The sequence below is a fragment of the Flavobacterium sasangense DSM 21067 genome (assembly GCF_000686885.1).
GTDB lineage: Bacteria > Bacteroidota > Bacteroidia > Flavobacteriales > Flavobacteriaceae > Flavobacterium > Flavobacterium sasangense.
Window position 1 is genome coordinate 198,363 of record NZ_JMLU01000003.1, and the last position, 21,478, is coordinate 219,840.

The window sequence follows — 21,478 nt, forward strand, 5'->3', positions numbered from 1 at the left end:
GACAAAATGTTTTGTTTTAATCTCAAATTTAATTTAGATTTGACAAACCAAAAAAAATCAACTGTATTTAAATTATGAAAAAAATAGTCTTTTCTCTAGTATTATTCTTTGCGTTTAGCGCTTTTTCTTTTGCTCAAGATCAAAAATCAAATGATCCTAAAATGGCCGCAAAGTTAGAATTAAATGAATTGGTAAAAGTGATTCCTTTGGAGAGCAATTTAGAAAATGGCTTATATGATTTATTAGTTTACAAACACGTAAATTTAGCCAAAGCTACTTCTGATAAGGAAAGAAATGAAGTTTATTCCATTATGAAAAGTAAAATTGACGGATCTCTTTCTCCTGAGCAATTAAGAAAACTTAAAAGCAATAAAGCTCTTTATGATAATTTAATTAAATAAAAAATGTCCCGATTTTATCGGGACATTTTGTTTATAACTCTTTTGTTGTTTCTGCAATTGCATTAATTGTAAAATCTAAATCTTCATAAGTCAATGCATCTGTTATGAACCAAGTTTCATAAGCCGATGGTGCAATATAAACTCCGCGTTTTAATAATCCGTGGAAGAACTTTTTAAATGTATCGTTATCACCATTTTTAGCGGTTGCAAAATCATAAACAGGATTAGCATCAAAATGAACTGAAATCATTGAACCTACTCTATTGATGGTAAAAATTACGTTTTCTTCTGTTAGTACTTGACGAATTCCTTTTTCTAAATATGCTGTTTTTTCTTCTAAACGTTTAAAAACATTTGCATCAGCATTTAATGCTTTCAACATTTCTAATCCGGCGGCCATGGCTAATGGATTTCCTGATAAAGTTCCTGCTTGATATACTGGACCAAGTGGTGCTAAATAGTTCATGATTTCTTCTCTAGCTGCAAAGGCTCCAACAGGCAAGCCACCACCAATTACTTTACCGAAGCAAACTATATCCGCTTGAATTCCGAATAATTCTTGAGCACCACCTTTTGCTAAGCGAAATCCGGTCATTACTTCATCAAAAATAAGCAAGGCTCCATTTTCTGTACAAACAGCTCTTAGCGCTTCTAAAAACCCCTTTACTGGGGGAATACATCCCATATTTCCTGCTACAGGTTCGATTATAATGGCTGCAATTTCATTTTTATTCGCTTCAAACAAGGCTTTTACATTTTCAATATCGTTATAAGATGCTAATAAAGTATCTTTTGCAGTACCTTGTGTTACTCCAGGCGAATTTGGCACTCCAAAGGTACTCAAACCACTTCCTGCTGCTATTAAAAACGAATCGGAATGTCCGTGATAGCATCCCGAAAATTTGATGATTTTATCTCTTTTTGTATAACCACGTGCTAAACGAATAGCACTCATACAAGCTTCTGTACCTGAATTTACAAAACGAATTTTATCAATATTTGGCACCATAGAAACTGCCAATTGTGCAATCTGAGTTTCTAATTCTGTTGGCATTCCAAAGGAAGTTCCTTTTTTAGCTTTTTCAATAACCGCGTTTACTACAGGTTCGTAGGCATGACCCAAAATCATTGGACCCCATGAGTTGATGTAATCGATTAAACGATTACCGTCTTCATCATATAAATAGGCTCCTTTTGCTTCTTTTGCAAAAATAGGCGTTCCTCCTACTCCTTTAAATGCTCGCACAGGTGAATTTACACCTCCGGGAATTACTTTGTTAGCTTCAACAAATAGTTCGCTACTTCTTTTATATAACATTATTTTATTTTGATTTGTTGCCCAATAGAAATGGCATTGTCAGACATATTGTTTAATTTCTTTAAGTCATCCACCGTAAGATTGAATCTTTTTGACAGCGAATATAATGTATCGCCTTGTTGAATGGTATAATAATCGCCACCTTGCGCTACAATAACTTCTTTTTTAACTGGTTTGAAATCGCGACTCAAGACTTCGCTATCGTATTTGTACAATTCAAAACGCTCTATTAAGCCAATTAATTTCTCTGGGTATTTTATGTCGGTTGCATAACCTGCCGCTTTTAATCCTTTTGCCCAAGATTCATAATCGCCTTTATCTAATTTGAATAAACTAGAATATCTTGGTCGTGAAGTTAAAAACAACGAATGATCGCGATACGATTCTGATGGATGTTCGTATTTTCTAAAACACTCTTGTTCGGAATCGTCATCGTGTTTTACACTTTCCCCTGTCCACTCTTTATGGCATTTTATTCCGAAGTGATTATTGGCGCTTAAAGCTAATTTTCCTTTTCCAGCACCTGATTCTAGAATACCTTGTGCCAATGTAATACTCGCAGGAATTCCGTGAGCTCGCATGTTATTTTGAGCAATTTCCTTGAAATTATCAACATAAATTTGAATCTCTTCAGCGTAGGTTTTTATATTAGAAGTTGCCACCAAAGTAACTTCTGAGTCAGTTTTTTGTTTTGATTCTGTTGATTCCGACTTAGTTGATGAAATCGTTACAACTGGTTTTTTAGCTGTAGTTGTTTTTGTTTGAGATACTGGCTGTTTTTTAGTGGTAACTTTAGGCTTTGATGTTGTTCTAACCACAGGGCGCGAACTGGTACAACTTACTACTAAAAGCGCTAGTAAAAAAAGAGCTAATTTAGTCTTTATCATATTGCAATATTTCTTTATTCTTATTTTTTAGAGCAAAATTCATGCCTTTAATTCCTTGCAAACCACCGGTGTGAATCATTAGAATTTTAGCATTAGGCGGAAAATATCCTTTCTCAATCCAATCTAAAATTCCAAAAACCATCTTACCCGTATATACAGGATCTAATGGAATAGCAGTTTGACTGTAAAACGAATTTAAAAACTGAATCAATTCGTCTGTTACTTTTCCATAACCTCCAAAATGATAATTATCGTTTATACTCCAATTGGTTTTCGATACAAAATTACGAATTACCTCAGACAAAAAAGCACCTTTTAATGAAGAAAATCCAATTATCTGCTGTTTTTCGCTCGAAGAATTAATCAAACCTGAAATCGTCCCTCCTGTTCCAACAGCACAAATAATATGTGTAAAATATTCTTTATCTGTATCTGTTAGAATTTCTTCACAACCTTTTATAGCAAAATCATTCGTTCCGCCTTCGGGAACTAAATAGAAGTTTCCATATTTTTCATGCAAATGCGAAACAAAAGATGGTTGCTCCTTATCGCGATAAGCGGCTCTACTTACAAAGTAAAACTGCATACCTAATTCTTGTGCTTGTGCCAGAGTGGGATTTTCATTGATTTTGCATTCCAATTCTTCTCCACGAATTACACCAATCGTTTTAAAACCAAATTCGGCTCCAGCACCTGCAACAGCCAAAATATGATTTGAAAAAGCGCCACCAAATGTTAACAATGTAGCATGACCTAATCTTTTTGCTTCTTGAATATTATACTTAAGTTTTCTGAATTTATTTCCTGAGATTATAGGATGCAACAAATCTTCTCTTTTAATGAAGAGTTCAATGCCATTTGGTAATGCAATTTGGATTTTTTTATTATTTGATTCCATAAAAAAAGCAGCCTATTAAAGCTGCTTTCAAATATACTATAATCGTAAGTACTATCTTCTTGAAACAATAACTTTTTTACTCATATCTAAATTGTCTTTCGTTTTAGCTTTAACAACATAAACACCATCACTTAAACCTGCTGTTGAAAATTCATACGAATCTCCAGTACCAAGGTTATTCTTTTCAATTACAACTTTACCTGTTACATCATACATCATTAATGAAGTAATATCTTTATTTAATGTATTGTAAACTGTTAACATTGCATTTTGATTGTTTTGATACACTGTGAAAGATTCGATAGTCTCATTTGGATTATTTAACACCACATCTGTATTTTTAAACGTAACTTCAAAACGTGTTGTATTATTTCCTGCAGGCAATGTCATATCAAAAATATTATTTTTAATATCGTAATAAACACCTGTTACTTTATCATGTAAATATACATTTTGATTAGCATCAAAATTAACAATATCTTTTACTTGTAATTTAAAATTAGTTTGAGCCGTACATCTAAATCCTACTGGAATTCTTTTATCTATATCAAATTTTACCGCAGTTGCCACATATTCATGAGGCATATCTGGCAAAATATAATAAAACTCTGCAGCCTCACCAGATGGTGAGCGTCCATCTGCTCCATAATCAAAACCATCTGTAGCAGTATCTAAAAACGCTATAGTTGTTGGGCGAACACCACCATTATTGTACATAGCATGGATTCTAATATAAGGAGCTGTACCTTTTCTAATTTGAGTATAATCTGTTCCTGCTACGTTAGGAATTTCTGGAAAAAATTCAGAGTTTGGATCATAAACATCAGTTGAAGCAACTTCAGCAGTTCTTGCAAATTGCGATTGATTACCCGCTCCTTCTTTTACGAAAACTCGAAATGCATTTTGCATAGTAACATTACCCGCAGCAGTTCCTAGAACCATAAAACCTTGTCCAACCGGCGTAAATCTTCTTTGAAAAATGGTTCCAGAACCAAAAGGAATTCCTCCTGTTTGATTACCTGAACCATCATACGTCCAAAAAGCAGCAGGAGTGTAAATTCCGGTAACCGGATTATAAATTCCATAACCTCCTTGATATTGATTTAACGTATGTGTATTAACCGTTACTTGTTCCCAATAATAAGCTTGACCGTTAATTAAAGCGGCGTTAGCAGGATCTAATAAATAAGCATTTAAATCTATAGCACTTGGATAAGGATTACCCACTAAAGTAAAATTACCTGCCGAAACAGCAACTGCCATATTACCATCATTAGGTTTTCCTCTAAAATCATAACGCTGTTTGCTTCCCGTATTATTTTGAACGTTTTCAACAGCATGAGCAATCGTAGCATCCGTACCCGAAGTTCCTTTCATAGTAAATCCTTCACCAGCGTTAATTCCAGTAGCACTTCCCACATATGCCCATTGCGCATAAGCATTTGACGTAACGAAACGCCAAATCCAATAAGGTGCAATAGCTAATGGACTTGCTGTACCATTATAGTTATTCGTTGGTAAAATAGTTGCCGGAGTACTGCCCATTACAGAATTAGGTTGATGTAACATCGTAATTCCGAAAGGTTCATTTCCAACAACCGCTGATGCATTCCCTACTGGAGAACACCAATAATTGTATTGAAAATTATTTACGGTACCTTCCTGAAAAACAGAAAGTTTACCTGCACCAGTATTAGCACCCGCACCTGTAGTTCCTTGCAACAACTGCGAATTATTTCTCAGAAAGAAATTACCGTTATTTTGTAAATTAACGTCTTGTTTTACGTAAACAAACTGATTATTTACGAATACATAGCTATTTGGACTCACATACATTTGTGAAAATGCTGTAAACGAACCTAATAAACCTAAGGTGGAAAGTATAATTTTCTTCATAATACTGGAGTTTAGAATATTACATCTGCAAATATATGCAATTATTATTGATTTATTATTATTTTGATTAGCAATACAACGATAGAAAAGCGCATTTCATCTTGTTTTTTATAATTTTAACCCGAATTCAATTCATTAATTCTATTTTTTTTTGAAATATCCACATAAATTCATAAAAATTTAATAAAAGGAAATCATGAAAAAAACCCACACTTCAAATCAACTCAAAAATGCAATTCAACGATTTTTTTAAACACTTAATCGATTTTTATTTTAAACACTCTCAATCACTTACGTAAAAATTTTGAAGTCGGTTTTTTTTAATAGCAAACATTTTTAAAATAATTATAAAAACAATCTTTAGATACGTTAGTACTAGCTAACACTCACATTTTAAAACATTTAAAGAATTACAAATTACAAGTAAACAAAAAGAATTGAAGGCGTAATTCCGCAAAATAATGTTCAAAAAATTCCCGTTTATCCTGCAAAGAAGAGCAAAACAATGCGAAAAATATTTTTTTTTATTTCGTACAAAAAACCAGTCCTAATAAACCACTAAATAGCTAAAATTCAACGAAATAAACCCACAATTTGTCGATAAAAATTTTGTTGTTTGAAAATAAAACGTACATTTGCCCAATAGAAACAGTTATTCCAAAAAAAGATACAGTTATTCTTTTTTTTAACATATTTTTAATTAAGTTTACATAATCTAATTTCTTAATTAAAGAAAAAAGCACGTAAAATAGGTAAAATGATTTTACAGACATACTTACAAAACACAAGCTTCCCCGAGCCATTGTTTTAACTAAAATTTTTTATTTTATGAAAAAAAATTACCTCTCAAAAACCGCAATGTCGGCTAACCCCTTAGCCTTGATCGTTGCAAAAAAATCTTGGCAACATACAGCAACCACTTGGTTGTTATTGTTATTTACCGTATTTGGATTTACTGATGCGTTGGGACAGGGTAATACTTGTGCTTTAGCAGTTTCTGTTAATGTAAACACAGAGTACACTGCTTTTTCTGTAACTGACAACACAGTTAATGACCCTACACAGGCGCCAGTTAATGGACAAACTATGCAAAGAGATGGATGGTTTTCATTCGTTTCCAACGGCACTGAAGCAAGTATTCGTGTTGTAACAGGAAATAGAAATCCAATGATATTTGCATACTCAGGGGCTTGTGGTGGTTTGACTTTAATTGGTTCTGTAAATGCAAATACAGGAACAGGAGGACACACTGAAGTTTTAAATTTAACCGGGTTAACTGATGGTGTAACATATTATGTCAGAGTTGGTAATTCAACAAATAATGATATGCCACTATCATCATTTCATATTTTAACGAATGATAGATGTGCAAACGCTTTTATGTTAACTTCTAACACTTCATGCACAACTATAAATGGATCTACAGTAGGAGCTACTGACAATAATGAAACAGGAGATTGTACAATTGGAACAGAAAATGCGGTTTGGTATCAATTTCAAGCAGTTGCTACAACACATGTTGTTACCGTTGATGGAGCAGTAGGTTTTGATCCTGTGATTCAGGCTCTAAATACTTGTGGAGTAGCAGGAAACCCAACTGGTGGAGGATGTGTTGATGCAACTTTTAATGGTGGTATAGAAACGTTAACGCTAACAGGTTTAACTGTAGGAAACTTTTATAAGATTCAAATACATGATTTTCAAGGGGACTTAATGGCTAACGGATTTACCGTTTGCGTAACTCACACTTCTCCTCCAACAATCACAAGTTTAGGAGCAGCAAGTGGTTGCGTTGGTTCGTCGTTAACTATTAATGGAACTAATTTATTAACTGCAACTGCAGTAACTATTGGAGGAACAGCAGCCACCATAACAGGAACAACAGCAACATCTGTAACCGTAACAGTAGGAACAGGAACAACAGGAACTGTACAGGTTACTACACCAGCAGGAACTGCAACATCGGCAGCTACTTTTACGGTAAATCCTTTACCAACTATTTCTCTAACTTCGGCTGTAGGAACGAATGCTCAAACGCTTTGTATTAATACCGCAATTACCAATATTACCTATACAGTAGCTGGTGGTGGCGCTACAGGAGCAACTGTTACCGGCTTACCAGCTGGTGTTACCGGAAATTATTCGGCTGGCACCGTAACCATTAGCGGAACTCCAAGTGCTTCTGGTACTTTTAATTATACCATCACCACAACAGGAGGGACTTGTTCTACTACCGCTAACGGATCTATTACGGTACGTGCCTTACCAACCATAGCATTAACTTCTGCTGCTGCTACGGCTAATCAAACGATCTGTAGAGGTAGCGCAATAACTAATATTGTTTATACTATAGGTGGTGGTGCAACAGGCGTTAATCCATCAGGTTTACCAACTGGATTAACTGCAAATTTAGTAGGAAATACTTATACTATTAGTGGTACACCAACTGCTAATGGTACTTTTAACTATACCTTAACTACTTCTGGAGGAGCCCCTTGTTCTAACGCAACTATCAATGGAACACTTGTTGTAAATGCGTTGCCTGCTAACCCAGGAAATCCTACCAGTAATTCTCCACAATGTAACCCTCCTGGCGTTACCCTTACAAGAACAGGAACACCACCTGCGGGAGAAACATGGTACTGGCAAACGGTTGCTGGAGGCACCAATACCACTAACAGCGGGGCTACATTTGTTGCTACTACAAGTGGAACTTATCACTTAAGAGCTCAAAACAACACAACAGGATGTTGGAGTGCTGGTTCGGGTAGTGTTGCTATTACCATAACACCTTCTTTAAGTGCTGTTGCTGGAACACCTGCTCCAACTAATGCTGCAACTGGAATTTGTTATGCTGGTGGTTCTACTTTAACAGACCTAACTTGGAATGCTGTAGCGGGAGCCACTTCTTATGACGTATATTTTGGCGCTGGAAGTTTACCAGGAGCAGCAATTGCTAACGTTGCTACCAACTCTTACACTTTAGGAACTTTAAACGCCAATACTACTTATTACTGGCAAGTTGTACCAAGAAATGCTTGTGGCGCTACTAGCGGAACTCCAGCAACTTGGACATTTACGACATCAAACGCACCATGTGTTTGTATACCAACAGCAACATCAGACGACAATACTGGTATAACTAATGTAACTTTCAATACAATAAACAACACTACAACAGGTGCAGCTGCTTATACTAATACTGGTATATCAACAACTGTTACTGGAACAAACATTTATCCATTAAGCGTTTCGGTAAACACTGAAGGAAACTATACCGTAAATGTAAAAGCATGGATTGACTGGGACAACAATGGTTTTTTCACAGATCCTGGTGAAGAATACAATTTAGGAAGTGCAACTAATGGAAATCCAATTTTAAGTAGTTTGAGTCCATTAAACATTAGTATTCCTAATATCGTAGGTAGTTTTAAAATGAGAGTAAGAGCAAGCTATAATACCGCTCCAACCCCTTGTGGTAATCAAGACTACAGCGAAGCTGAAGATTACACTATTGTAGTTACAGCAGCACCTGCTTGTACAACACCTACAGCTGCACCTACTGCTTTAGCTTTAAGTGCAGGAACTCCTTCAGGAACTGCTATTAACGGAAGTTTTACAGCTGCAGTACCCGCTCCTAATTCTTACTTAGTTGTAGTAAGCACTTCAAATATTGCACCATCTATTTCAAATGGTACTACTTACACAATAGGAGGTAATGCAGGAGTAGGATATACTGTAGTTGATACAGATACCAATACTACTTTTACAGCCGGAGGTTTAAATCCATCGACTACTTATTATTTCTATGTTTATTCAATGAATAATGTTTGTAGTGGAGGTCCTTTATACAATACAACTCCTTTAACAGGAAACTTAACTACAGGCGCAACAGCACCTACCTATTGTAACGCTACCACGCTAACAGGACAAGCTACTCGCTATATTGATGATATTAGCTTCTTAGGTATGTTGAATGGTAATATTTACAATTTAAACACAGGTTCTACAACTACACCAGCTCCTGGAGGTTATCAAGACTGGACTGGTTTAGCTACTAGACCGAGACAAGCACAAGGTGGCGGAGTTAACATTTCATTTGAAAGTAATTCTCGCGGAACTTGGAAAGCTTGGGTAGATTGGAATAAAGATGGAGACTTTACCGATGCAGGTGAATTAGTTTACACCTCTGCCGGTGTAGCCATGATTACTAATACTTTTGGATTTATCATTCCATCAGGAGCAACTCCAGGTGATTATAGAGTAAGAATTAGAACTTACAATGCTTTTGGAAATTACAATCCATTTGGAAATGCTTGTGACGATTCTGCTTATGAATACTATGGCGATGGCGCAAACCACTTTGATAGTTGTACCCAATTTACCTCTTACAGTCAATTCATAAATGCGGGATGCGGGGGAGATAATGTTACTTTCACAGAATACGGAGAAACAGAAGACTATTTGTTTACAGTAGTTGAAATGTGTTTAGCTAACATTGTTACTGTAACTGATGGTGAAATTTGTGGTCCAGGAGCAGTAAATGTATCCGTAACTGGAACACCAGGAACTACAGAATACAGATGGTATAGTGCAAAAACTGGAGGAGCTTTACTTGCTACAACAGCAACTGGCAGTTGGACTACACCTGCTATAGGAGCTACTACTTCTTACTGGGTAACTGCATTTAACGGAAGTTGTGAATCATTAGTAAGAACAGAAGTAATTGCTAAAATTAGTCCACTACCAACTATCACATTTACACCATCTGTACCAGAAGTATGTGGTGAAAACAATATTGTATCTATTACCGCTGGTGGAGATACCGAGTTGATTTATTTAATAGATGAAAATTTTGAAGGAAGTGGATTAGGTGTTTTTTCTAATGATCACATCACTAGCACTGCCTACAATACACAAACTGCTTGGCAAAAGAAAACCAGTACCTACATCCCTAATGGATCATCATGGTATCCAGCAATTTCCTCAAATTTTGGAGCCAATCATTTTGCAATTGTAACTTCAGATATTGGAACCAATGGAATAACCATTCATAATGCTTTGGTTTCTCCTTCTGTGAACACTAGTACATTCTTAGATTTAACATTAACTTTTAGAATGTATTATTCAAGATACTATCCAGACAGTAATAACCCAACGTTAGAATACATGCAAGTTGAGGTATCTGATAATGGTGGCGCTTGGACAAGTATCACTGGAAGTGGTGATATAGTAACTGATCAAGGTTACGGAACTGATTTCAAAGAATTCAGCTATGATATGAGTGCTTACATCAACCGTCCAAACATTAGAGTGCGTATTCGTTATTATGCTCAAGATTGGTATGATGGTGCGGCAGTTGATGATATTCAATTATTTGGAAAAAGACCATTAAACACTTCTTTCAACTGGACAAGTGTATTACCTGTTGATGCTTATTTAGATGCTGCTTGTACAACAAATTATGTAGCAGGAACACCAGCAGTAACTGTTTATATAAAACCAACAATGGCGCAGTTAGAACAAACTACCTATTCGTTTACTGCGACTGCAGTATTAAACAATGGTTGTTCTGCAAGTAGTTTGGTTAGCATCAATAACAAATCAAAAGTTTGGAAAGGTGGAACAAATGGGGATTGGAATAATCCAAACAACTGGTCTCCAGTAGGAGTTCCTGATGCCACTACTTGTGTTATTATCCCTCCTGCTGCCAATACTTCTAATGTATTAGGAACCAATTATAATGGATTTGGAAAAACATTACAAGTTGTAAACGGTGGTAATTTAACGATTCATCCTTCTAACACTCTAACCATTACAGATTTTGTTGAAGTTAGAGGTGCAACGAGTATTTTCAACATTGAAAACACAGGAAGTTTAATCCAAGTGAACAATGTGGCTAATAGTGGTACCATTTCTATGAAACGTAATGTAAACATAAGACAATTAGATTATGTTTACTGGTCATCACCTGTTGCTAATTTTGCTTCTAGTGCCGTTTCACCATTAACACCAACAGGATTCATTTACAAATGGGCTCCAACACTTGGAGGAACTGTGAATAATCACGGTAATTGGGTTGGTGGCAATGAAGCTATGGTTAACGGTAGAGGTTATATCGTTAGAGGACCAAGTACTTACACATCAACCTTACAAAACTTTACTGCTAATTTTGTTGGAGTACCAAACAATGGAAACATTACAATACCTGTAAGTAGGGGAACCTATAATGGAGGAACTTATAATACATTAGTATCTACAACTTTAGGAACAGCAGACGATGACAACTGGAATTTGTTAGGAAATCCTTATCCGTCTGCAATTAGTGCAAATACTTTCTTAGCAACCAATACAAATTTGGCTGGGTTTATAAAATTCTGGACTCACGGAACACTTCCATCAGCAGCAATTTCTGACCCATTCTATAACAACTATGTTCAAAATTATACGGTTGCAGATTATGTTACATATAATGCAACAGGAGCAAATCCTCCTATAGGAAATGGTAATATTGCAGCAGGACAAGGTTTCTTTGTATTAATGAATCATACTTCAGCTGCTACGACAGAAAATGTAGTTTTCAATAACAGCATGAGAAGAAATGACTATAGAAATGATAATTTCTTTAGAAATTCAAATACAACTAATTCTGAAAATGAAGAAAAACATAGAATTTGGTTAAATTTAATTAGTCCAGCTTCAACTTCAACTACAACCTTAGTTGGTTATATTTCTGGAGCAACTAATGAACTAGACAGAATGTATGATGCGCCTGCTTTAGATGTTAAAACAAACTTTGAATTATATTCGTTCTCTAATACAGATAAATTAAACATTCAAGGAAAGTCATTACCATTTAACGATACAGATCAAATTCCATTAGGTATCTCAATTGCTCAAAATGGAACACATACTTTAGGAATTTCAACAGTTGATGGATTATTTGAATCTGCTTCACAAGGAATATATCTTGAAGATAGAAATTTAGGCATTACTCACGATTTAAGAGTAGCTCCGTATAGCTTTACTGCTACTACTGGTAGATTTGAAAATCGTTTTGTATTGAAATTTAATAATGAAACTTTGGGTAACGAAGACTTTATTGCAAATAATGTAACAGTATACACTAACGAAAGTATTAATATTAGTGCTTCAAACCAAGTTATTAAATCGGTACGCGTACATGATTTACTTGGCCGCGTTTTAGGAACGTTTAACAATGTGAATAGCAATACATTCTCATCTAAAAACATTGCTAAAACACAAAGTCCTTTATTAGTAGAAGTGACATTATCAAACGGAACTGTTGTTAGTAAAAAAGCGATTTACTAATTATAAATATTTTAAAAAATTCCAAAAAGACCTCCTCTTTAAATAGTCGAGGTCTTTTTCATTTGCATAAGCTTCTCGTTCAAATGAAATATTATAATAAGCCACTCTCCTATTTTTATATCTTACCAATCGAACTAAAAATTCAATTCCATACCAAATAAAAAATAAGACAATCAAAAGCTCTAATTGTTGTCGAATATGAATTCTTTCATGGTTTAATAAGACCGTATGTGCTTTATCTTTTTTATCCGATAAAAACACAAACGGAAAAAAGGTAAAACCTCTAAATCCTTTCGGAATTAAATATTTAAAAACTAGTACAATCATATTATACAAAATTGGTAAATTTGCCCATATGAACAATGAATTAAATCCGAATAATTTAAAAGAAGGTGAAGATTTCTATTATACACCAGAAGGATACAAGTGTTTCACAGAAAAATACCATCTAAAAAGAGGCTATTGTTGTAAAAGTGGGTGCAGACATTGCCCTTATGGTTTTGATAAAAAAACTGGAACTAATAATAAGAAGAAGTAGGAGACTGAGAGAATGGGCGATTGGGAGACTTGGGGTGACTTTTTCGTTTCAATAAAAAAATAAAATGGACATACAGTTATATAAATACCGAATTAAAATTTATAAGTCCTATCACAGGTCTGATATTCGTTACCCTTAGTTTTGCTAATTAGGTCTAAAAATCTAAATGAATTAGCCGAACCAAAAGGCTTTTGAAGAATAATTTTGACTGATTATTAAACTAACGAATTATTTATAAGAATCTCGACTGAGCTCGATTTGACAAAAACGAATTATTTATTTACATCCATCTTGAGTTCGCTCAATTTGACAATAGTGTCCAATAAACAACAAACTATACACCTAAAATGACATTTCAAGAACAAATATTAGAAGGAATTCCATCGGTTTTACCCAATCCAAAACCGTATGAAACTGAAATTAATCATGCTCCAAAAAGGAAAGAAATCCTAACCGAGGAGGAAAAAAAATTAGCTTTAAAAAATGCGCTACGTTATTTTGAACCCGAACATCATGCTACTTTAATTCCAGAATTCAAAGCGGAATTAGAAACTTACGGAAGAATTTACATGTATCGTCTGCGTCCAGATTATAAAATGTATGCACGACCAATTCATGAATATCCAGGAAAATCTGAACAAGCGAAAGCGATTATGCTAATGATTCAAAATAACTTGGATTATGCTGTAGCCCAACATCCGCACGAACTAATTACGTATGGTGGAAATGGAGCGGTTTTTCAAAATTGGGCACAATATCGCTTAACCATGAAATATTTGGCAGAAATGACCGAAGAACAAACCTTAGCCATGTATTCAGGTCACCCAATGGGCTTATTTCCATCACATAAAGACGCACCTAGAGTTGTTGTTACAAATGGAATGGTTATTCCAAATTATTCCAAACCAGACGATTGGGAAAAAATGAACGCTTTAGGCGTTTCTCAATACGGACAAATGACGGCTGGAAGTTATATGTACATTGGTCCACAAGGAATTGTACACGGAACAACAATCACCGTTTTAAATGGTTTTAGAAAAATAAAAAAATCACCGAAAGGCGGATTATTTGTAACTTCTGGATTAGGAGGAATGAGTGGCGCTCAACCAAAAGCTGGAAATATTGCAGGTTGCGTTACCGTTTGTGCCGAAGTAAATCCGAAAATTACCCATATTCGTCATTCACAAGGTTGGATAAACGAAATTGTAGAAGATATTACCTTATTAGTTGCTAGAGTTCGAAAAGCATTAGAAAATCAAGAAGTGGTTTCCATTGCTTATTTAGGAAATGTGGTTGATGTTTGGGAACGATTTGACCAGGAAAATTTACATATTGATTTAGGTTCTGACCAAACTTCTTTACATAACCCATGGGCTGGAGGCTACTACCCTATTGGATTTACCTTTGAACAATCAAATGAAATGATGGCAAATGAGCCGGAGCGTTTTAAAGAAGAAGTTCAAAAAACCTTACGCCGTCATGCTGCAGCCATCAACAAACATACTGCAAAAGGAACGTATTTCTTTGATTATGGAAATGCCTTTTTGTTAGAAGCTTCTCGTGCTGGAGCCGATATTATGGCAGAAAATCATATTGATTTTAAATATCCAAGTTACGTTCAAGATATTATGGGACCAATGTGTTTCGATTATGGATTTGGTCCGTTCCGATGGGTTTGCGCTTCAGGAAATCCTGAAGATTTAGCTAAAACAGATAAAATTGCTTGTGATGTTTTAGAAGAAATGATGAAAAATTCTCCAGAGGAAATCCAACAACAAATGGCGGATAACATCCAATGGATTAAAGGTGCACAAGAAAACAAATTGGTGGTTGGTTCTCAAGCTCGTATTTTATATGCAGATGCAGAAGGAAGAATAAAAATCGCAGAAGCCTTCAATCAAGCGATTGCTCGTGGTGAAATTGGTTACGTAATCTTAGGAAGAGACCATCACGATGTTTCTGGAACTGATTCTCCTTATCGTGAAACTTCTAATATTTATGATGGTTCAAGATTTACTTCAGACATGGCCATCCAAAACGTAATTGGAGATAGTTTCCGAGGTGCTACTTGGGTTTCTATTCACAATGGCGGTGGCGTTGGTTGGGGCGAAGTAATTAATGGTGGTTTTGGTATGGTTCTTGATGGTAGTAAAGAAGCGTCAAAACGCTTAGAATCAATGCTTTTCTGGGATGTTAACAACGGAATTTCGAGAAGAAGTTGGGCAAGAAATGAAGGTGCTATTTTTGCAATAAAAAGAGCCATGGAGACGCAACCTTTATTAAAAGTTACCATCCCTAATATAGTTGATGAATCATTATTGTAGTTTCAGGTTTCAAGTTTCAAGTTGAGCTTCTATTCCTGAAATCAAAACTTAAAACTAAATATTATGAAAACATTAAAATTACTTTCGCTACTTTTTATTGCTACTTTAGCTTCTTGCAGCTCTGTCTATGTTAATGCTGACTATGACAAAAATGCCACATTTAGCAATTACAAAACGTATGCTTACATGAAGAATAACTTAGACAATATTGCCATTTCGGACTTTGATAAAAAAAGAATCTTAAATGCAATTGACGAAGTTATGGCAACTAAAGGTTTTACGAAGTCGGAAAATCCAGATATTATTGTAAATATTTTCACCAAAGAACGTGAACGTGTAGAAGTTTATCAAAATTATGGATTTGGCTGGGGTTGGGGACCTTATTGGGGCATGGGAATAAATCGTCCTGCAGTTACAACCACACCCGAAGGAACCCTTTTTCTTGACTTTGTAGATGCAAAAACAAAAGAATTAGTTTGGCAAGGACAAGGAACCGGTTATCTTACCCAAAATAGAGATAAGAAAGAGGCCGTAATAAAAGAATTTGTAAGTAGAATATTAGCACAATATCCACCACAAATAAAAAAGGAGAATTAAGTTCTCCTTTTTTATTTTAATAATATTAAATTAACTGTAGAAAAATTAGTTTTTGTAATTTTGCATCCGCTTTTCTAATAAAGCAATCTACGAAATGAATTTTTTAAAGATTTTAACGCTATCAATTGGCTTATTCATAATATCCCATAAAAGTTTTTCACAGTGTTTTGAAATTGAAAGTATTTTAGTTGATGCTTGTAATAATGGTTCAGGCTCTACTGCTGACGAAGGTTATAACGAAATGTTCCGAATGAAAATTGGCGGAACAGCTTTAAATACGAGTACGTTGAGTGTAAACTGGCCTGCTCAGAGTTGGCTTGGCTTAATTCAAAATGCTACAACTGCTTCAAAAGTAGCCCAATTGAATGCTAATATTACTGCGGCTGGAGGTTGCGGCCAAATTTTAGAACCCACTGGAGGTGTTTTACCGGCAAATTCAACTGTAATTGTTGTAACAAGTCAAAATTTAGATATAACCCTAAATTCATTTAGTTCTTTAACTTCTACAATTTACATGATATTTCAAAATAATCCAACAAGAATTGCTGGACATTTTGCAAACTACAGCTTACCCGCAGCAACTAGGACTTTGAGTGTTTCTTTTGGAGGTGGTTGTTCGGATAGTGTAACCTATCAAAAAGCTAATTTAATAAATATTTTTGGTGCTTCAGGAGGAACTGAATCCGAGAACAATGGTGCTACCGTAAATTTCACCCCATCGGGCACTGCTTCTTATGTGAATAATGGTTGTGTTGCTCCTGTTCAACCCTTTACTGTTGAGGCAGGAACTACTCCTATTGCAGCTTGTGCTGGACAAACAATTAATTTATCTGGAAATGCCCAAGGACAAACTAGTGTTTCTTGGAGCGCTGCATCTGGAAGTTTTTCAGCAGCAAATAATTTATTAACCTCTTACACAGTACCTACAACTGCAACTAGTGGTAGCAGTATTACTTTAACATTAACAGCTACAAATTCTTGTGCTGCTTCGATTTCAGACACTGTAATTATAAACGTTGGAGGGCCAAGTTTAACATTAACTTCAGGAACGGCTTCTCAAAATATTTGTTTGAATACTCCTATGTCGCCAATTACTTATACTTTTGGTGGTAGTGCAACTGGAGCAACGGTTACAGGTTTACCTAGCGGTGTCAGTTTTGTAGTTTCGGGAAATACTGTTACAATTAGCGGAACTCCTTCTTCAACAACAGGTTCACCATTTAGCTATACGGTAACAACATCAGGTGGTTCGTGTGGAAATGCTACTTTAAATGGAACTCTTTCTGTGAATACTGCTGGTTCTTTGAATTTATTTTGTGATGGTCCAAATTCAACACCTACTTCATTAGCTTTTGATTTTAGTAATGTAGGGCAAAGTAGTTTTACCTATAGTTATACCATAGATGGTGGAGCACCGATCACAGGAACTCATATTTCACCATCCAATTTTACAGTCTCGGGTTTAACAGCAGGACAAACTGTTGTTTTTACTATAACTGCAAATGGCGTGGCATGTGTACCACCAGAAACCGTTACTTGTTCGACTTCATGTCCAAGTCCAACACTCACCTTAACCTCTGCGGCAGGTACTACTACACAATCTACTTGTATTAATTCAGCCATTACTCCTATTACCTATACTTTTGGAAATGGAGCTACTGGAGTTACTGTTACAGGATTACCTACTGGAGTAAACTTTACCACTTCTGGAAATACTGTTACTATTGCTGGAACACCGAGTACAACAACAGGTTCACCTTTTAGCTATACTATTTCAACTACAGGTGGTACTTGTGGAACTGCAACTCTTAACGGAACTATTACGGTAAATTCAAATCCAACTTTAGTTTTAAGTTCTGCTGTAACTACTACAAGTCAATCGGTTTGTATTAATACCCCAATAAACACCATCTCTTATACTTTTGGAGGAAGTGCTACAGGAGTTACCGTTACAGGACTTCCAACAGGAGTTACTGCAACAACTTCTGGAAATACTGTAACTATTACAGGAACACCAAGTACTACAACTGGATCGCCTTTTAGCTATACTATTGTTACAACTGGAGGATCATGTGGGACTTTATCTCTTAATGGAACTATCACTGTAAATCCTAATACTACTCTGGTTTTAAATTCTGCTCCAAGCACAACCAATCAAACGGTTTGTATAAATACCAGCATTACTCCAATTTCCTACACTTTTGGAAATGGGGCTACTGGAGTTACTGTCACAGGATTACCTACTGGAGTAAACTTTACAACTTCCGGAAATAATGTTACTATTTCTGGGACACCCTCTACAACGTCGGGTTCACCATTTTCTTATACTATTACAACTACAGGTGGTACTTGTGGAAATGTAACTCTTAACGGAACTATTACGGTAAATTCAAATCCAACTTTAGTTTTAAGTTCTGCTGTAGCTACTACAAGTCAATCGGTTTGTATTAATACCCCAATAAACACCATCTCTTATACTTTTGGAGGAAGCGCTACAGGAGTAACAGTTACAGGACTTCTAACAGGAGTTACTGCAACAACTTCTGGAAATACTGTAACTATTACAGGAACACCAAGTACTACAACTGGTTCGCCATTTAGCTATTCGATTGTTACGACTGGAGGATCATGTGGGACTTTATCTCTTAATGGAACTATTACTGTAAATTCAAATCCAACTTTAGTTTTAAATTCTGCTTCAAGCACAACCAATCAATCGGTTTGTATTAACTCAGCCATTACTCCTATCTCCTACACTTTTGGAAATGGAGCTACTGGGGTTACAGTTACAGGATTACCTACTGGAGTAAACTTTACTACTTCTGGAAATAATGTTACTATTAGTGGAACTCCATCTACAACGACGGGTTCTCCATTTTCTTATACTATTACAACTACAGGTGGTAATTGTGGAAATGTAACTCTTAACGGAACTATTACGGTAAATTCAAATCCAACTTTAGTTTTAAATTCTGCTGTAGCTACTACAAGTCAATCGGTTTGTATTAATACCTCAATAAATACCATCACTTATACTTTTGGAGGAAGTGCTACAGGAGTTACCGTTACAGGACTTCCAACGGGAGTTACTGCAACAACTTCTGGAAATAATGTAACTATTACTGGAACACCAAGTACTACAACTGGATCGCCTTTTAGCTATACTATTGTTACGACTGGAGGATCATGTGGGACAACCACTCTTAACGGAACTATTACGGTTAATCCTAACGTTTCTTTAATTTTGAATTCTGCTGCGAATACAACTAACCAAACCATTTGTGGTGCTACCAACATAACTCCTATCTCCTACACTTTTGGAAATGGAGCTACTGGAGCAACAGTCACAGGTTTACCAGCAGGTGTTACCGCTTCAACCTCTGGGACAACGGTAACTATCAGTGGGAATCCAACTGGAGTTATTGGAACACCCTACAATTATACCATAACTACTATTGGCGGATGTGGCTCACAAAGTTTAACAGGAACTATTACCTTAACTAATGGTACAATTCCAACTTTTACCCAAGTACTGCCTATGTGTGCTGGAGCAACTTCGTCACCGCTTCCAACAACATCAAATAATGGTATCACTGGAACTTGGTCACCAGCATTTAACAATAATGCAACAACAACTTATACCTTTACTCCTACTTCAGGGCAATGTGCTTTGAATACCCAAATGACAATTCAAATATATCCAGCACCAACTGTTACTGCAACGAATTTAAATCCAACGTTTTGTTCAGGAGGCACAACTAATATTCAGTTAAGCAGTAATGTTCCAGGAGCCATTTTCTCATGGACGGTTACCGGAGTGAATGTTTTAGGAGCAGCAGGTGGAAACGGTAATTCTATTAATCAAGTATTAACCGTTAGTCCTGGAACTACAACAACAGTGGAAGTTATCTACACAATTGTAGCAGAAGCAAATGGTTGTGTGGGCACACCAACTCAAATAAGAGTTCAAGTTAATCCAATACCAGATGTAATGGTTTCAAATAACCCAGGTCCAATTTGTTCAGGAGAGACTACTAATATTTCGTTTACAGGAAGTGTTCCTGGAACGGTGTATAGTTGGGTAATTACTAACATTACAAACCTAGCAGGAGCTTCTAATGGAACAGGAACTAATATTCAACAGACCTTAACAACAACTGGATTATCGCAAGGAAGTGTAACCTATCAAATTACTCCAACGTTCAATGGATGTGTTGGAACACCACAATCGGTAACGGTTTTAGTTAATCCACGTCCAGAATTATTTACCAACCCTTCTCATCCTCCAATTTGTAGTGGTGGAAATACTAATATTAGTGTTAGTACATTTAACAACAATACTACTTTTACTTGGACTGTAAATGCGGTTGGGGTTAATGGTGCTTTATCTGGAACTTTTACTGGATTATCAACCCTAATTGTTCAAACTCTAACAACTAGTGGCAACACTCAAGGTTATGTAGATTATACCATTGTACCAAGTTCATCTGGCTGTTCTGGAACACCTATAACTGTTAGAGTATATGTTAATCCATTACCTGCACCAATTTTAACTGATGGCGCAATTTGTGTGGATGAATTTGGAGTTCCATTCCAATCGTACACATTAGATTCTGGTTTAGATAATGCTACTTATGATTTTGTATGGTATTTCAATGGAGTAGCGATTCCAAATTCAAACAATGCTACTTATACTGCAAATGCAGTAGGTACGTATGGTGTAATTGCAACCAATAGTATTACGAATTGTGTTTCTTCAGATGTTACAACTATGGTAACTGCAAATGTTACATCTGTAACACCAGCGGTAAGTATGACTGTAACCCAAAGTGCTTATTTTAGTGGAAATGCCACTTTAACAGTGAATGTAACAGGAGGAAGCGGAACATTAATGTATTCATTAGATGAAGGAACCTTACAATCTTCTAATGTGTTTACCAATGTAAGTGCTGGACCTCATACTATAACAGTAGTTGATACACAAGGATGTACTTATTTAACTTATACATTATTGGTGATTGATTATCCTCACTATTTTACTCCAAATGGAGACGGTATCAACGATACTTGGTACATCGCTGGTTTACAAAACACAGATGTAATCCATATTTTTGACCGATATGGCAAATTAATCAAACAGTTGAAAGGTGTTGAGTTTTGGGATGGTACTTATAACCAAGAAAACCTTCCATCTACCGATTACTGGTTCACTGTTGATTATTTAGAGAACGGAGCTAAGAAACAATTTAAAGCGCATTTCGCCATGAAACGATAATTAAAAAAGAGT

At 35.8% G+C, this 21,478-nt stretch carries 11 protein-coding genes; 6 read left to right on the forward strand and 5 right to left on the reverse strand.

Going from position 1 to position 21,478, the window contains the following annotated elements:
- Window positions 1-74 precede the first annotated feature (74 nt).
- A complete protein-coding gene (locus tag BP92_RS0104170; RefSeq protein ID WP_026724892.1) occupies window positions 75-401 on the forward strand; it encodes a hypothetical protein in 327 nt (108 codons plus the stop codon).
- 31 nt (window positions 402-432) lie between these two features.
- Here BP92_RS0104170 and hemL read toward each other — a convergent pair whose 3' ends face one another.
- From hemL to BP92_RS0104190, 4 genes are read right to left on the reverse strand one after another with little or no spacing between them, the layout of a single operon-like run.
- The gene (gene hemL, locus BP92_RS0104175; protein ID WP_026724893.1) at window positions 433-1,719 is read right to left on the reverse strand and encodes a glutamate-1-semialdehyde 2,1-aminomutase; all 1,287 of its coding nucleotides are present in this window, start codon (window positions 1,717-1,719) and stop codon (window positions 433-435) included.
- Window positions 1,719-2,606 (reverse strand): glucosaminidase domain-containing protein, encoded by an 888-nt coding sequence (locus tag BP92_RS0104180; RefSeq protein WP_026724894.1) that lies wholly within the window; start codon window positions 2,604-2,606, stop codon window positions 1,719-1,721. The genes hemL and BP92_RS0104180 overlap by 1 nt, the downstream gene beginning before the upstream one ends.
- On the reverse strand, window positions 2,593-3,504 hold the full coding sequence (locus BP92_RS0104185) for a 1-aminocyclopropane-1-carboxylate deaminase/D-cysteine desulfhydrase (RefSeq protein WP_026724895.1): 912 nt from the start codon (window positions 3,502-3,504) through the stop codon (window positions 2,593-2,595). Before BP92_RS0104185 ends, BP92_RS0104180 begins: the two co-directional genes overlap by 14 nt.
- Window positions 3,505-3,555: 51 nt before the next feature.
- Window positions 3,556-5,400 (reverse strand): T9SS type A sorting domain-containing protein, encoded by a 1,845-nt coding sequence (locus tag BP92_RS0104190; RefSeq protein WP_035692833.1) that lies wholly within the window; start codon window positions 5,398-5,400, stop codon window positions 3,556-3,558.
- Window positions 5,401-6,228: 828 nt separating this feature from the next.
- Between BP92_RS0104190 and BP92_RS0104200 the strand changes: the two genes are divergently transcribed.
- Window positions 6,229-12,732: a GEVED domain-containing protein gene (locus BP92_RS0104200; protein ID WP_026724898.1), complete on the forward strand. Its 6,504-nt coding sequence runs from the start codon at window positions 6,229-6,231 to the stop codon at window positions 12,730-12,732.
- Here the strand turns inward: BP92_RS0104200 and BP92_RS0104205 are convergent, their stop codons facing one another.
- The gene (locus BP92_RS0104205) at window positions 12,733-13,059 is read right to left on the reverse strand and encodes a hypothetical protein (RefSeq protein WP_026724899.1); all 327 of its coding nucleotides are present in this window, start codon (window positions 13,057-13,059) and stop codon (window positions 12,733-12,735) included. It lies immediately after the preceding gene.
- 28 nt (window positions 13,060-13,087) lie between these two features.
- On the opposite strand from BP92_RS0104205, the gene BP92_RS0104210 reads away from it, so the two are divergent.
- The 4 genes from BP92_RS0104210 to BP92_RS0104225 all read left to right on the forward strand — a co-directional run bounded on the left by BP92_RS0104210 (window position 13,088) and on the right by BP92_RS0104225 (window position 21,466).
- Entirely contained in the window at window positions 13,088-13,270 is a 183-nt protein-coding gene (locus tag BP92_RS0104210; protein WP_026724900.1) for a DUF5522 domain-containing protein, read from the forward strand.
- Window positions 13,271-13,617: 347 nt separating this feature from the next.
- A complete protein-coding gene (locus tag BP92_RS0104215) occupies window positions 13,618-15,594 on the forward strand; it encodes a urocanate hydratase (RefSeq protein ID WP_026724901.1) in 1,977 nt (658 codons plus the stop codon).
- Window positions 15,595-15,657: 63 nt separating this feature from the next.
- Window positions 15,658-16,191: a DUF4136 domain-containing protein gene (locus tag BP92_RS0104220; protein WP_026724902.1), complete on the forward strand. Its 534-nt coding sequence runs from the start codon at window positions 15,658-15,660 to the stop codon at window positions 16,189-16,191.
- Window positions 16,192-16,285: 94 nt separating this feature from the next.
- On the forward strand, window positions 16,286-21,466 hold the full coding sequence (locus BP92_RS0104225; protein ID WP_026724903.1) for a T9SS type B sorting domain-containing protein: 5,181 nt from the start codon (window positions 16,286-16,288) through the stop codon (window positions 21,464-21,466).
- The last annotated feature ends 12 nt before the right edge of the window (window positions 21,467-21,478 follow it).